Here is a 13,074-nt window from a genome sequence, read left to right as displayed (position 1 = left end):
GGGGGGGGGCGCCCCCGGGCCCCTCTCTCGTCTCCCTCCCACCGCTCACCGGGGTGATCCGGGTGGGGGGCCGGGTGGGGTGGGAGGGTGGGTCAGGCTACGCCGGTGGGGCGGAATTGGACGCTGACGCGGGGGCCGACCGGGCGGGTGGTCTTGGGGATGGCGTGTTCCCAGGTGCGCTGGCAGGAGCCGCCCATCACCACCAGGTCGCCGTGGCCCAGGGGGAAGCGCAGGCTGGCACCGCCGCCGCGGGGGCGCAGCAGCAGCGGCCGGGGCGAGCCGAAGGACACGATGGCGACCATGGTGTCGGTGTGTGCCGAGCGGCCCTGGGTGTCGCCGTGCCAGGCGACGCTGTCCTTGCCGTCGCGGTAGAGGCACATGCCGGCGGTGACGAAGGGCTCGCCCAGCTCGGCGGCGTAGTGCCGGGTCAGCGCCTCGCGGGCCTCGGTCAGCACCGGGTGCGGCAGCGGGCGGCCGCCCGCGTACCAGCAGAGCAGGCGGGGGACGTCGACCTCGGCGTCGTACATGGTGCGCCGCTCGGCCCGCCACGGCACTTCGGCCAGCAGGGTGTCGAGCACCGCGTCGGAGCCGCGCACCCAGCCGGGGAGGTGGTCGACCCAGGCGCCCCGGGTGAGCACGTGCCGGCGCAGCCCGCCCGGCAGCGGCCCGAGCGACGGCCCGGCATCGGCGAGGTCGAGCATCGACGGCTGGTAGGGGGCCTGCGTCATGCCGCCACCCTATCAGCGGTTTAGTACAGGCGTACGATCGCCGCGCTGGACCAGGTCGAGCAGGGCCTCGGCGACCCGGGCCCGGCCGCGCCCGTCGACGGTGGCCCAGGCCCGCGCGGCGAGCGCGGCCCGCCGCCGGGGCGAGGTGAGCAGGCCGGTCAGGGTCCGCGCGGCCGCCGCCCGGGCCGCCCGCCCGGCCACCCCGGCCGCGGCCAGCTCCGGCAGCTCGCCCAGGCCGGCGGCCAGCCCGTGCTCCACCACCCGGTGGTACGACTCGCGTTGGTTGTCCACCACGCAGACCAGCGCCGACGGCGCGCCGAGGCAGCACAGTTCCCAGGTGGAGGTGCCGGCGGCGCTGACCACCAGGTCCGCCGCGCCGATCAGGGCGGGCAGCGCGTCGGTGGGCGGGACCGGGCGCAGCGACTGGCCCCGTCCGGGGGTCAGCTCCTCCAGCTCCGCCTCGACGTCGGGACGGCCCACCACCACGGTCAGCTCCATCGGATGCCCGGTGGCCAGCAGCACCCGGGTCAGCACCGGGGCGGCGCCGAGCGCGTCGGTGCCGCCGAAGAAGGCCAGCACCCGGGGCCGGCCCACCGGCGTCGGCTGCCTCGGCGCGGCCGGCCGGGCGTCGATCACCGAGTCGCGCAGCAGCGCGTACCGGGTGCCGGCGAGCAGCCGCCCGGCGGGCGCGGCGGTCCGCGCACCGAAGTTCTGGTCCAGGTAGAGGTCGGCGTCCTGCCCCCGGGTGTCGCCGTCGACGATCGCCAGGGTGGCCACGCCCGCCGCCCGCAGCGCCCCCGCCCCGGCCGGGTCCAGCTCGTACGAGTCGAGCACCAGCGCGTCCAGCCGGTGCCGGTGGGCCGCCTCGACCAGCCCGGCCGGGGTGTCGGGGCCCGGGTGCACCGGGATGCCCCGCGCCGCCAGTTGCGCCTGCGCCCAGCCGACCCGCTCGACGGTGCCGAAGAGCTCGACGCGGGCCCCCCGGGCCAGGAACTCCTCGCCGAGGGCCAGGCAGCGGACCAGGTGGCCGACGCCGCGCCGGGGCCCGGCGTCGCAGCGCAACCCGATCCGTGGCGGGTTCAGGACTCCTCCAGGCGCTTCTGGCGTACGTCGGCGTTGAGGGCGCGCAGGGCGGGCCGGTCGGCCAGCCAGTCGGCGAGCTTGGCCAGCGGCACGCTCACGTCGCCGAAGTGGTCGATGATCGCCCGCACCAGCGCCCAGTCCCGCTCGGTGTCGAGGGTGAGCCGCAGCGCCGAGCGGTCCGGGGTGAGCGTCACCCCGAGCACCCGGAACAGCTCCGGGTGGATGTACGCGTACGAGGTGACGTGTACCCGGTGGTGGTCGGTCGCGAGCCGGTCCAGGGTCCGCAGCGCGTCCGCCCGGATGATCTCCACGTCCAGCCCCCGGGGCAGCGTACGGGCGATCGAGGTGCTGGCGTAGTCGAGCCCGGGCACCGCCCGGTACACCGCCGCGACCAGCGCGATGATCTCCGGGTCGAGCAGCGGGCAGTCGGCGGTGAAGCGCATGACCGCGTCCCCGGGGTGCGCCTCCAGGGCGCCGACGAAGCGGCCCAGCACGTCGTCGACCGGGCCCCGGTGGCACGGTACGCCCAGCCGGTCGCACTCGGCGGCCACCGCGTCGTCGACGCCGTCGGTGCTGGTGGCCACGACCAGGTCGGCGAGCACGCCGCTGTCCCGGGCGGCCCGGACCACCCGGCCGAGCACGCTGCGCCCGGCCAGCGGGCGCAGCACCTTGCCGGGCAGCCGGGACGAGCCCATCCGCGCCTGCACGATCCCCACGATCCGCGCCGCACCCGGCCGCCCGGCCAGGGACGGCGCGGTGGCCGGGGAGGCGGTGCCCGAAGGCTCGGCGCTCACTGCTGCTCCTCCCGCGGACCGCGCTGGTTCAGCGCCTCCCGGGCCCGGCGCTTGGCCGCCCGGGCGCCCCGCTTCGCCAGCCGGGCCGGCGTGATCGCCAGCCGCCCCACCCGGTAGCTGAGCGAGCCGCTGAGCAGGTTGATGGTGGCGTCGGCCCGGCGCAGCGCCCGCTCCCGCGAGGTCAGCAGCTCCTCGGTCCACTTGAGCAGCGCGCCCAGCCGGGTCAGCTCCTCCCGCTGGCGGACCCAGGCCTCGCGCAGCTGCTGGTAGCTGCGCAGCCCGGCCGGTGGGTCGGTTGGCTCGACCGCGCGCAGTTCGGTGGCGAGGCGGACCCGCCCGTCGGCGTCGAGGCCGCGCAGCGCCGCGGCGACCGCCGCCTCCACCTCGATCGCCGCGTCGACGCCCGCCCGGTCCAGCTCCCGGCCGGCCAGGCCGCCCAGCACCACGGTCAGCCCGGCGACGTCCAGGGTGGACGGCCACGGGTGGGCGTACCCGCCGGTGAGCAGCGCGGCGGCGAACCGCCACAGGCCCCGGGCCAGCACCACGTCGACCCCCAGCGGCGCGGCGGCCTGCCAGCTCGGGTCGAGCACCGCGTACGCGTCGCCGGAGACCACGACGTTGTCCGGGCCGGCGAGGGCCACCGCGCCGCCCAGCCGGCCGTCGGAGCCGGCCTCGGCGGCGAGCCAGGTCGCGTACCCGCGCAGCAGCCGGCGCAGGGTGTCCAGGTCGCGGCGCAGGCAGGCGTCGAGCAGCAGGGTACGCAGCAGCCGCCCCTCGGGCACCGGCCCGTCGAGCGCGCCCGGATCCCGCCAGGCCACCTCCCGGGTGGCGAAGGGTGCCGGCTCCGGCCGGCTCATCCGGCCGGTCACCCGCCACCGCCAGCCGTCCGGCCCGTCGGCCACCTCCACCACGCCGATCCCCGGCGGCCCGGTCTGCACCAGCGCCACCGGCAGCGGCTCCGGCCGTGACGGGTCACCTGCGGCGCCGCCGGTCGGCCCGGAATCCGGGTCCGGGTCAGCCGGTCGGTGGGCGAGCAGCAGCCAGCCCGGTGCCAGCGCCGAGCCGAGCCCCGCGTGCAGCGCGTCGACGGCCAGCCGGGCCGGGTCCTGGAGCACGGTGCTGTCGCCCGCGCCGCCCGCGCAGGCGCCGTGCAGCACCGCGTCGAAGAGCCCGGAGGTGCTCCGCCGGTCCAGCTCGTCGGCGGCCACCAGCGCGGTCGGCGCGGCCGGAGCCGGGTACGCCGCGAAGCACGCCTGCGGCCGCAGTCCCGCCCCGGTCAGCCGGGCGCGCAGCTGCTCCGGGTTGGCCGGCCGGCCGGTGTCGAGCACCCCGCCGACGGTCCACGCCGAGTCGGCGCGGTCGGCGTACCAGGGGGCGGCGGCGACCAGCCGGTGCACGCCGAGCGGGTTGTCCAGCCGCAGCAGCAGCGTCCCGCCCGGCCGCAGCGCCCGTACCAGCCGGTCCAGCACGCCGTCCCAGCCCAGCCGGGAGCCCTCCACCGACTCCACCGCGTCCAGCCCGGCGGCGGCGATCACCACGTCGAAGGTCTCGTCGACGGGCAGCCCGGCGGGGCCGCCCACCACCACCCGGGCGGCCCGGTCGGCCAGTGCCACCCCGTCGGGGTGACTGCGCAGCAGGCAGGTCACCTCGGCGTGCGCCAGCCGGGTCAGCAGCGCCGGGTCGTGCGGCCCGGCCAGCAGCACCCGCGCCCCCGCCGGTACGACCCGGGCCGCCAGGGCGGCCACCGGCCCGCCGTCGGGCAGCCGCTCCTCCGGCAGGTCGGACCAGGCCAGCATCTCCCCGCCGGGCAGCGCGATCCGGGCCGCCGTCCAAGAGGCTGTCGGGAAACCCCGCAGCGGCTGCGGCGGGCCCAGCCGACGACCGGCCGCGTTGGAGACCGGTCCGGATACGACACCGGTATCCGGACCGGTCTCCGCCTTGCCGGATCGCCGGCTGGACTCCGCCTCGCTCGCCCCGGGGTTTCCCGACAGCCTCTGTGTGGTCAACTCTTCTCCTCCTGGAGGTGCGCCCACCCGAGCAGCTCGCGCAGCTCGGCCGGCGTACAGCGATGGTCGGTGCCCAGCTCGGCGCGGGCGATCTCGACGGCGGTCGGCAGGTCGACGGACTCGCCGTGCAGCTCCGGCCACTGCCGGCGAATCCGGGCGGTACCGCCGAAGGTGGGGTCCTCGGCGGCGAGGATCATCGGGTCGCCGTAGACGGCGGGTTCGCAGCCGGCGGCGATGCCGTAGAAGATGGCGCTGGTCAGCCGGTTGGAGGCGACCCGCTTGTGCCGGCGCAGCTCGGTGAGCTGCTTGTCCAGGAAGAGCGGGTCGGTGTCCTTCCACCAGTGGCCGCGGTAGCCGTGGCAGATCACCCGGAAGCCGGCGTTCTCGTAGAGCCGGCGCACCCGGCGCATGCCGTACTCGTGCCAGTAGAGGCAGACGGTGACCGGGCCCGGCTCGGTGGCCCGGATCCGGGCGATCAGCTCCTTGTGGTCGCCCTTGACGTGCTGGCCCTCCCAGCCGTGGAACGGGTACCAGATGGTGCCCTCCCGCTGGGCCTCCGGCGGGTCCTGCGCCCGCAGGGACAGCAGGTAGGCGAACGGCGCGCCGACGGTGACGACGTTGCGCCGCCCCACCGACCAGGCCCGCCGCCGGGTCTGCTCGGACCAGAGCAGGCTGGGGGTCCGCTCGGCGTACGGGTGGCCGGGGGCCAGCCCGTCGCCGATGTTCCAGCCGTGCTGGACGTACCCGTTGATCCGGGGCGGGTGCCCGTCGCCCAGCCCGCAGTAGCGGGCCAGCACGTGCGCGTGCCCGTAGAAGTGGTTCGCGTGGTGCATCGCCGTCCCCCGTCAGGCGCCGACGGGACGGACCGTGACGCCGCGCAGCGCCGCGCCCAGCGCGTCGATCACGCGATCCTGGTCGGCGTCGGTCAGCGTCGGGAAGAGCGGCAACGACAGCTGCTGCGCGTAGAACGACTCGGCCACCGGGCACGATCCGCGCCGGTAGCCGAGGTCGGCGAAGGCCGGGTGCCAGTGCGCGGGCAGGTAGTTGACCTGGACGCCGATGCCGGCGGCCCGCATCCGGTCGTACACCTCGCGGCGGCGGCCGTCGAGCACCCGGATCGGGTAGAGGTGCCAGGCCGGGGCGGCCCACGAGCGGCGGCCGGGCAGCAGCACGCCGTCGAGGTCGGCCAGCGCCTCGTCGTACCGGGCGACCAGCCGGGCGCGGGCGGCGAGGAAGTCGCCGAGCCGGCGCAACTGGCTGCGGCCCAGCGCGCAGAGCACGTCGGGCAGCCGGTAGTTCAGGCCGAACTCGTGCACCTCCTGGTGCCAGCCGCCCTCGTCCGGCCGGCGCAGCGCGTCACGCTCCCGGACCAGCCCGATGTTGCGGAACCGGCGGGCCCGGGTCAGCAGCTCGGCGTCCGCCGTGGCGACCGCGCCGCCCTCGGCCGTGGTCAGGTTCTTGGTGGGGAAGAACGAGAAGGTGGTGAGGTCCGCCAGCGAGCCGACCGGCCGGCCCCGGTAGGTGGCGCCGATGGAGTGCGCGGCGTCGGCCAGCAGCAGCGCGTCGCTGCCGGCGAGGGCGCCGCGCAGGGCGTCGTAGTCGGCCGGGTGGCCGGCGTAGTCGACGGCGGAGACCACCCGGGTACGCGACGTCGTCGTCGCCGCAGCTGCGGCCGGGTCCAGGGTGAAGGTCTCCTCCTCGACGTCGGCGAAAACCACGGTCGCGCCGAGCGCCACCGCGCTGCTGGCGGTGGCGACGAACGTCATCGGCGGCACCACCACCTCGTCGCCGGGGCCCACCCCGGCCGCCGCGTACGCCACGTGCAGCGCGGCGGTGCCGTTGGAGACGGCCGCGCAGGCGGCCCCGCCGGTCCACCGGGCCAGGTCGGCCTCGAAGGCGTCGACCTGCGGGCCGGTGGTGAGCCAGTCGCTGCGCAGCGCGGCCACCACGGCGTCGACGTCGTCGTCGGTGACCGACTGCCGCCCGTACGGAAGCATCGCCGTCACGCGCCGATGCCGAGCATGTCGCGCAGCTGCTCGACGCTCAGCCACTCGTCGTTGGTGTCCGACTGGTACGCGAACCCGTCCGGCACCGGCTCGCAGCCGACCGGCGGCTGGTAACCCCAGGTGGCGATGGTGGGCTGGACGATGAACCGGTCCCGGGCGCGCAGCGTCCGCCGGCTGTCGTCCGGCGCGATCATCTCCTCGTGCAGCTTCTCGCCCGGCCGGATGCCGATCTCGTGGGTGGTGGCGTCCGGGGCGACCGCCTCGACCAGGTCGAGGATGCGCATGCTGGGGATGCGCGGCACGAACAGCTCGCCGCCCTGCATCTGGTCGAAGCTGTCCATCACGAACTGGACGGCCTGGTCGAGGGTGATCCAGAACCGGGTCATCCGCTTGTCGGTGATCGGCAGGCTCTTGCCCTCGGCGGCCAGCCGGCGGAACAGCGGCACCACCGAGCCGCGCGAGCCCACCACGTTGCCGTAGCGGACCACCGAGAAGCGGGTGGGGTGCTGGGCGGCGTAGTGGTTGGCGGAGACGAAGAGCTTGTCGCCGACCAGCTTGGTGGCGCCGTACAGGTTGATCGGGCTGGACGCCTTGTCGGTGGAGAGCGCGATGACCTTCCGCACGCCGGCCTCGATCGCGGCGTCCACCACGTGCTGGGAGCCGGTGATGTTGGTGGCGATGAATTCCGACGGGTTGTACTCGGCGGTGTCCACCTGCTTCAGCGCCGCGGCGTGCACCACGTGGTCGACGCCGTGCATCGCCCGGGTCAGCCGGTGCCGGTCCCGGATGTCACCGATGAACCAGCGCAGCCGAGGGTCGTCGCCGAGCTGCTGGCGCAGCTCGTACTGCTTCAGCTCGTCGCGGGAGAAGACCACCACCCGGGCCGGGTCGGCCTCGGCCAGGATGTGCCGGAGGAAGGTCCTACCGAAGGAACCGGTGCCGCCGGTGACCAGGATGGAGGATCCCGTCAGCTCGCTCAATGTGGTGCTCCCATGATCGCAGGTTGTGCGCCGGCGGCCGGGGGCCACGCGACCGGACGGACGCTAGCCACGGTGGGTTAACACCCCGACGCGCCCGGGTGAACCGACCGCGCTGGTCCCGTGAATGCCGGACGCCCGGCAGGCGAACACTTGCGCCGACCGTGCCGCGCGGCTGACCTGCCGGATCGGTCGTGGCTACAGTGGCCGCGCGGCCCCGGCGGCTCCGACCGCCGGCCACCCCCACCGTTCCGGCGCCCGGATCGACCGCACCCCGTCCTCGCCCGCCGGAGGTCGTGGACCGGTTCCGCTCCCGCCAACCGGCTCGTGTGTCCACGACCTGGCGGGCGCGGCGGTGGGCCGGCACCAGGCACCGACCCTTGCCGACCGACGGTCGCCGGGGTCACCCAGCGAGCAGGAGGCGACGATGGCGTCCGGTACCGACGTACGGGGACGGGCTCCGGCCCCGGCCGAGGCGGCGGCGTCGCCGGCCCGGCGGCGCTGGCTGGTACCCGCGTTGCTGGTGCTGGGCTGGCTCGCCGGGGTGGCCTGGCGGATGTGGCTGGCCCGGCACGTCGCGCTGCCGATCGCGCACACCGACGAGGACAGCTACCTCAACACCGCGCGGGCGCTCGCCGGCGGGCCGGGCGGCTTCAGCAGCGAGAACGGGCCGCTGCGCCGGGTCGGCTACCCGATGCTGATCTCGCCGGCGTTCCTCGGCGAGCGGGACTTCACCGCCAGCTACCGGCTGGTGCAGCTGATCAACGCGGCGGTCAACGCCACCGTGCTGCCGCTGGCGTACCTGCTGGCGCGCCGCCTGCTCGCGCTGCGCCGGTCGTCCGCGCTGGTCGCCGCCGCGGTGGCCGCGACCCTGCCGGCCACCGCCTTCTACGCCCAGGTGGCGATGATCGACGCCGTGCTGGCGCCGCTGGTGCTGGCCTGGCTGCTGGCCGTGCACCGGTGGATCGCCCGGCCGGGGGTGCCGGCCGCCGCGCTGGCCGGCACGCTGGTCGGCGCGTTCCACCTGCTGCACTCCCGGGGCCTGGTGATCGTGGCGGTGCACGCCGGGCTGGTCCTGCTGCTGCTGGTCCGCCGCCGGGCCACCCCCGCGCAGGTGCTCGCCGCGGTGCTGCCGGTGCTGGCCCTGGCCCTGGTGAACGCCGCCGGCATCCGGCTGCTCGGCGACCGGGTCTACCTGCTCGGAAACCCGCCCGGGGGCGGCACCGTCCGGGCCGTCGCCTCCGGTCAGGGGCTGCTGCGGCTCGGGGCGGCCGTCGCCACCCAGCTCTGGTACCTGGTGGTGATCACGTTCGGGCTGGCCGGGATCGCCTGGGCCGCCGCCCTGCGCGAGCTGCGCCGGCCCGGCCGCGACGCCGCCGTCCGCTGGACGCTCGGCGTCGCGCTGGTGACCAGCGCCGGCGTGGCCGGCGGCGCGTCGGTGATCCTGGCCGGCATCACCACCAAGCCGCTGGACGCCATCTACGGGCGGTACGTGCAGATGCTGGCCCCGTTCTGGCTGCTGGTGGGGGTGGCGGTGCTGCTCACCGTGGCGTACCGGGTGCTGCTGGGCCGGGCGGCCGTCGCGCTGGGGCTGCTGGTGGCGGGCGCGGCGTTGATCGCCGCCCGGCTCGCCTACGTGGCGAGCCGGGGTCACGAGCTGCGCTACGGCGGTTTCGGCGCGCCCGACCTGATGGCGCTGACCGGCGGCTGGCGCGAGTTCCGCCCGTTCACCGGCGCGGCGGTGGGCGCGCTGGCCTGCGTGCTGCTGGTCGCCGCCGTCCGGGCGCCGCGGCTGCGGGTGCCCGTGCTCGCCGCGCTGGTCGTGGTCAACCTCGCCACCATGCAGGTGATCACCGACCGGCTGGTCCGGCCGATGGTGGCGGCGACCGCGCCGACCCCGCGCGTCGCCGACCTCGGCATACGCCCCGGCGAGCGGGTCCATGCCTCGGTCGGGGTGCACTACATCCTGCGGTTCAACCTGAGCCATCAGGTGACCTGGACCGACGTGCGGTGGTTCGCCGAGCAGCCGCCGCCCGGCGCCGAGGTGGTCTTCGCCCGGTGGGCGCCCGGCGCCCCGGACGACTGGGACGGCGCCCGCTACGGATTCGTCCGCCTCGGCGGCAATCCCGGCCAGCACTGGGCGGCCTGGCGGCGCGCCTGGACGATGTTTCCGGCCGCCGGATGAACGGCAAATGGCCGACCGGTTAATGCGCGGCGGACAATTGCCGACATCAGCGCCGGTGACGATTGTCCCGGTGCAGGGAAATGGGGACGACGCCGATTTCCCGGCCGTCGTGCACCTGGCGTTCCTCGGTGCCCTCGACGAACCGGAAGCGGCGGTTCATCCGGCGTACCACGATGTTGTCGGCGAGCACCTCGCCGTCGAGCCGGTCGAGGCGCAACTCGTCGAAGGCGTGGTCCACCGCCGCCCGCATCACCGCCAGCCAGACCGGCAGCGTCTCGCCCCGCTCGGCCAGCCCCTCGGCGTCCAGGTAGAAACCCCACGAGCCGGTACGCGGACCGTCCAGCCGCAGGTCGAAGAAGGTCACCACGCCGCAGGGCCGGCCGTCGTGGACGTACACCAGCACCCGGCGGCCGGGGTCGGCCCGCACCCGCGACCACCACGCGGCGTGCTCCGCCGCAGTGATCTCATGACTGTTCTTGCTGACCTGCCGGTTGGTTTCCTGATTACGCCAGGACAACATCAGGTTAACGTCGTCCTCGGTCGCCTCACGCAGCACGCCGACCTCTTTCCGTCCGATTCCTGCGGGCCTCGGAAACCCTACCCGGGAAATGGTGAGGGCAATTCCGGGGCTGTACACTCCGCCGCATGAACGAATTGAGTCGCGCGCAGATCCGCGACCTCATGGCGCAGGTCCTCGCCAACCAGGGCAAGGTGCTCCCGGACGACGACGACGCCGACCTGCGGGAGATCGGCTTCCGGTCGCTGGACTTCTCCGAGCTGGCCCTGCGGGTGGAGGACGAGACGGGGGAGGAGCTCAACTTCGACGCCCCCGGCCTGCGCCGGATCGCCACCGTGGGCGACGTGCTCGACTTCCTCGGCACGCTGCAGCGGCAGTGACCGTCGCGACCTCCACCCCGGCCGGCCTGGACAACCGGGTCGTCGTCGGCGGCGTCGCGCGTACCTGGCGGGCCCTGCCCGCGCCGGCCCTGCCGTCGCCCGCCGCCGTCCTCGCCGCCGGCTCCGCCGACGCCCTGACGGCCGCCCGGCAGCACGCCGTGCACGGCAGCGAGCTGCTGCTCAGCACCGCGCACCGGCTCGACCCGGCGATGCGCGACGAGCTGCGCGCGGCCGGCTTCGCGCTGACCACACTCGACGCCGACGGGCCGGTGACGGTCCCGCCGACGAACACCCGCCCGGCCGAGCCCGGCCGGCTCTGGCTGCTCACCTCCGGCTCCACCGGGCGGCCCAAGCGGGTCGGGCACACCCTGGAGTCGCTCACCACCGTCCGGGGCGCCCAGCCGTCGCGGACCTGGCTCTGCCCGTACGCCCCCGGCACGTACGCCTGGTGGCAGGTGGTGACGCTGTCGCTGACCCAGCCCGGGCAGCACCTCGTGGTCATCGACCCGGACGAGCTGGACGAGTGGCCGGCCGTCGCCGCCGCGCACGGCGTGGACGCCGCCTCGGGCACCCCGACCTTCTGGCGGCGCACCCTGCACCGCGACGGCGCGGCCCTGGCCCGGGTGCCGCTGCGCCAGCTCACCCTGGGTGGGGAGCCGGTCGACCAGGCCGTCCTGGACCAGCTCCGCGCGGTCTTCCCGGCCGCCCGGATCTCCTGGATCTACGCCTCCTCCGAGGTCGGCGCGTCCATCGTGGTGCACGACGGCCGCGCCGGCTTCCCGGTCGACTGGCTCGACCGCGAGGTGCCCGGCCGGCCCCGGCTCGCCGTCGACGGCGACGAGCTGGTGGTCACCTCGCCGTACCACGGGGCCGGGCTGGCCGGGCCGGTGCGCACCGGCGACCGGGTGCAGATCGTCGACGACCGGGTGCTGATCACCGGCCGGCTCGACTCCGACGAGATCAACGTCGGCGGGAGCAAGGTCTCCGCCGGGCTGGTCCGGGGCGTGCTCACCGCCCACCCACGGGTGGCCTGGGCCCGGGTCAGCGGTCGGCGGGCCCCGGTGCTCGGCCGGATGGTCGTCGCCGAGGTGGTGCCGACGCCGTCCGGCGAGCCGCTGGACGAGGCCACGCTGGTGCGCTGGTGCGCCGACCGGCTCCCCGAGTACGCGGTGCCGCGCCGCATCCGCATGTTCACCGAGATTCCCGTCAAGGAGACGTTGAAGAGCGATGTCTGACTCCCCGCTCGTCCCGCCCAGCACCGTGGTCCTCGTCTCCGGCGGATCCCGGGGGCTGGGCCTGGCCATCGTAACCGACCTGCTCGACGCCGGCGTCCGGGTGGCCGCCTTCGCCCGCACCGTCACGCCAGAGCTGGAGAAGCTGGCCGACATGCATCCCGACCGGGTGCACGTCGGCGCCGTCGACGTGACCGATGCGGCCGCCACCCAGGCCTTCGTCCGGGAGGTGGAGCAGCGGCTCGGCCCGATCGACGGCGTGGTCAACAACGCCGCGGTCGGGCAGGACTCTCTGCACGTGCACACCTCCACCGCCGACATCGCCCGGATCATCGAGACCAACCTGACCGCACCGTTGCAGCTCACCCGCCTGGTGATCCGCCGGATGCTGGGCAAGGGGCTGCGCGGGCGGATCGTCAACGTCACCTCGATCTGCGCCCAGCGCGGCTTTCCCGGGCTGGTGGCGTACTCGGCCACCAAGGGCGGCATGGACGCGGCCACCCGCTCGCTCGCCCGCGAGCTGGGCGGCCGGATGCTGGTCAACGCGGTGGCACCCGGCTTCTTCGCCTCGGAGATGTCCGCCGTGCTGGGCAGCACCCAGCTCGACCAGATCGTCCGGCGCACCCCGACCGGCCACCTCACCGAGCCGGAGGAGGTCGTGCCGGTGGTGCGGATGCTGCTGCGCGAGCAGACCAACATCAACGGCCATGTCATCGTGGTGGACGGTGCGGCCTCCATCTGACGCCCCGCTCCGGCCGGGGCCCGCCGTCGGCGCGCCCCGGCCGGTGCCGGCCCTGCTCGGCGCCGCCGAACGGCACCTGCGGGTGGGCCGGCCGGCCGACCTGGCGTACGCCGTCACCCGCAGCCACCTCGACGACGGGCGCTGCGTCGGCTGGTACGGCCCGCCGACCCCCGGCTGGCGGGTCGCGGTGGACGCCGAGCGGGCCGACGCGGACGTCCCGCCCGCACTGGCGCACCGCTTCGGGCGGGCCGACTTCTGGGCCCGCTGGACCCGGGCGGAGAGCCTCTGCAAGCTGGCCGACGTGCCGGTGGCCGCCTGGTGGCGGCGGCACGGGCTGGCCGTTCCCCCGCAGAGCCGGGCGGTGTGGCGCACCCTGCGCCTGGACGACGTGGTGGTGACCGTCGCCTTCGCGCCCTGACCGACC

The 13,074-nt window shown here is 75.6% G+C and carries 13 protein-coding genes; 5 read left to right on the top strand and 8 right to left on the bottom strand.

Going from position 1 to position 13,074, the window contains the following annotated elements:
• Positions 1–92 precede the first annotated feature (92 nt).
• The 7 genes from ACSNN7_RS21435 to pseB form a co-directional block, all read right to left on the bottom strand.
• Positions 93–728: an alpha-ketoglutarate-dependent dioxygenase AlkB gene (locus ACSNN7_RS21435; protein WP_436682730.1), complete on the bottom strand. Its 636-nt coding sequence runs from the start codon at positions 726–728 to the stop codon at positions 93–95.
• A 12-nt stretch (positions 729–740) separates the two neighbouring features.
• Positions 741–1,811 carry a PseG/SpsG family protein gene (locus ACSNN7_RS21430; RefSeq protein ID WP_436682734.1) on the bottom strand — a complete coding sequence of 357 codons (1,071 nt, stop codon included), beginning with the start codon at positions 1,809–1,811 and terminating at the stop codon, positions 741–743.
• Positions 1,808–2,557: a cytidylyltransferase domain-containing protein gene (locus tag ACSNN7_RS21425; RefSeq protein WP_436682733.1), complete on the bottom strand. Its 750-nt coding sequence runs from the start codon at positions 2,555–2,557 to the stop codon at positions 1,808–1,810. Before ACSNN7_RS21425 ends, ACSNN7_RS21430 begins: the two co-directional genes overlap by 4 nt.
• Before the next feature lie 44 nt (positions 2,558–2,601).
• The gene (locus ACSNN7_RS21420) at positions 2,602–4,401 is read right to left on the bottom strand and encodes a class I SAM-dependent methyltransferase (protein WP_436682732.1); all 1,800 of its coding nucleotides are present in this window, start codon (positions 4,399–4,401) and stop codon (positions 2,602–2,604) included.
• 206 nt (positions 4,402–4,607) lie between these two features.
• On the bottom strand, positions 4,608–5,444 hold the full coding sequence (locus tag ACSNN7_RS21415; RefSeq protein WP_436682729.1) for a hypothetical protein: 837 nt from the start codon (positions 5,442–5,444) through the stop codon (positions 4,608–4,610).
• Between the two features lie 12 nt (positions 5,445–5,456).
• Complete coding sequence (locus ACSNN7_RS21410) at positions 5,457–6,617, bottom strand: DegT/DnrJ/EryC1/StrS family aminotransferase (protein ID WP_436682728.1); 1,161 nt, start codon at positions 6,615–6,617, stop codon at positions 5,457–5,459.
• A complete protein-coding gene (gene pseB / locus ACSNN7_RS21405; RefSeq protein WP_436682727.1) occupies positions 6,614–7,597 on the bottom strand; it encodes a UDP-N-acetylglucosamine 4,6-dehydratase (inverting) in 984 nt (327 codons plus the stop codon). Before pseB ends, ACSNN7_RS21410 begins: the two co-directional genes overlap by 4 nt.
• Positions 7,598–8,021: 424 nt before the next feature.
• Here pseB and ACSNN7_RS21400 point away from each other — a divergent pair, with 424 nt between their 5' ends.
• The gene (locus ACSNN7_RS21400; RefSeq protein WP_436682726.1) at positions 8,022–9,779 is read left to right on the top strand and encodes a hypothetical protein; all 1,758 of its coding nucleotides are present in this window, start codon (positions 8,022–8,024) and stop codon (positions 9,777–9,779) included.
• Positions 9,780–9,825: 46 nt separating this feature from the next.
• On the opposite strand, the gene ACSNN7_RS21395 is transcribed toward ACSNN7_RS21400, so the two are convergent.
• On the bottom strand, positions 9,826–10,335 hold the full coding sequence (locus ACSNN7_RS21395; RefSeq protein WP_436682725.1) for a GNAT family N-acetyltransferase: 510 nt from the start codon (positions 10,333–10,335) through the stop codon (positions 9,826–9,828).
• Positions 10,336–10,424: 89 nt separating this feature from the next.
• Here ACSNN7_RS21395 and ACSNN7_RS21390 point away from each other — a divergent pair, with 89 nt between their 5' ends.
• From ACSNN7_RS21390 to ACSNN7_RS21375, 4 genes are read left to right on the top strand one after another with little or no spacing between them, the layout of a single operon-like run.
• Positions 10,425–10,676 carry a phosphopantetheine-binding protein gene (locus ACSNN7_RS21390; RefSeq protein ID WP_436682724.1) on the top strand — a complete coding sequence of 84 codons (252 nt, stop codon included), beginning with the start codon at positions 10,425–10,427 and terminating at the stop codon, positions 10,674–10,676.
• Complete coding sequence (locus ACSNN7_RS21385; protein WP_436682723.1) at positions 10,673–11,911, top strand: AMP-binding protein; 1,239 nt, start codon at positions 10,673–10,675, stop codon at positions 11,909–11,911. The genes ACSNN7_RS21390 and ACSNN7_RS21385 overlap by 4 nt, the downstream gene beginning before the upstream one ends.
• On the top strand, positions 11,904–12,650 hold the full coding sequence (locus tag ACSNN7_RS21380) for an SDR family NAD(P)-dependent oxidoreductase (RefSeq protein WP_436682722.1): 747 nt from the start codon (positions 11,904–11,906) through the stop codon (positions 12,648–12,650). The genes ACSNN7_RS21385 and ACSNN7_RS21380 overlap by 8 nt, the downstream gene beginning before the upstream one ends.
• Complete coding sequence (locus ACSNN7_RS21375) at positions 12,634–13,068, top strand: hypothetical protein (RefSeq protein ID WP_436682721.1); 435 nt, start codon at positions 12,634–12,636, stop codon at positions 13,066–13,068. The genes ACSNN7_RS21380 and ACSNN7_RS21375 overlap by 17 nt, the downstream gene beginning before the upstream one ends.
• Positions 13,069–13,074 lie beyond the last annotated feature (6 nt).

The organism is Micromonospora sp. URMC 105 (genome assembly GCF_051386295.1).
Classification (GTDB): Bacteria; Actinomycetota; Actinomycetes; order Mycobacteriales; family Micromonosporaceae; genus Micromonospora.
The sequence above is the reverse complement of the archived record's forward strand: the minus strand, read 5'-3'. Positions and strand labels throughout refer to the sequence as shown.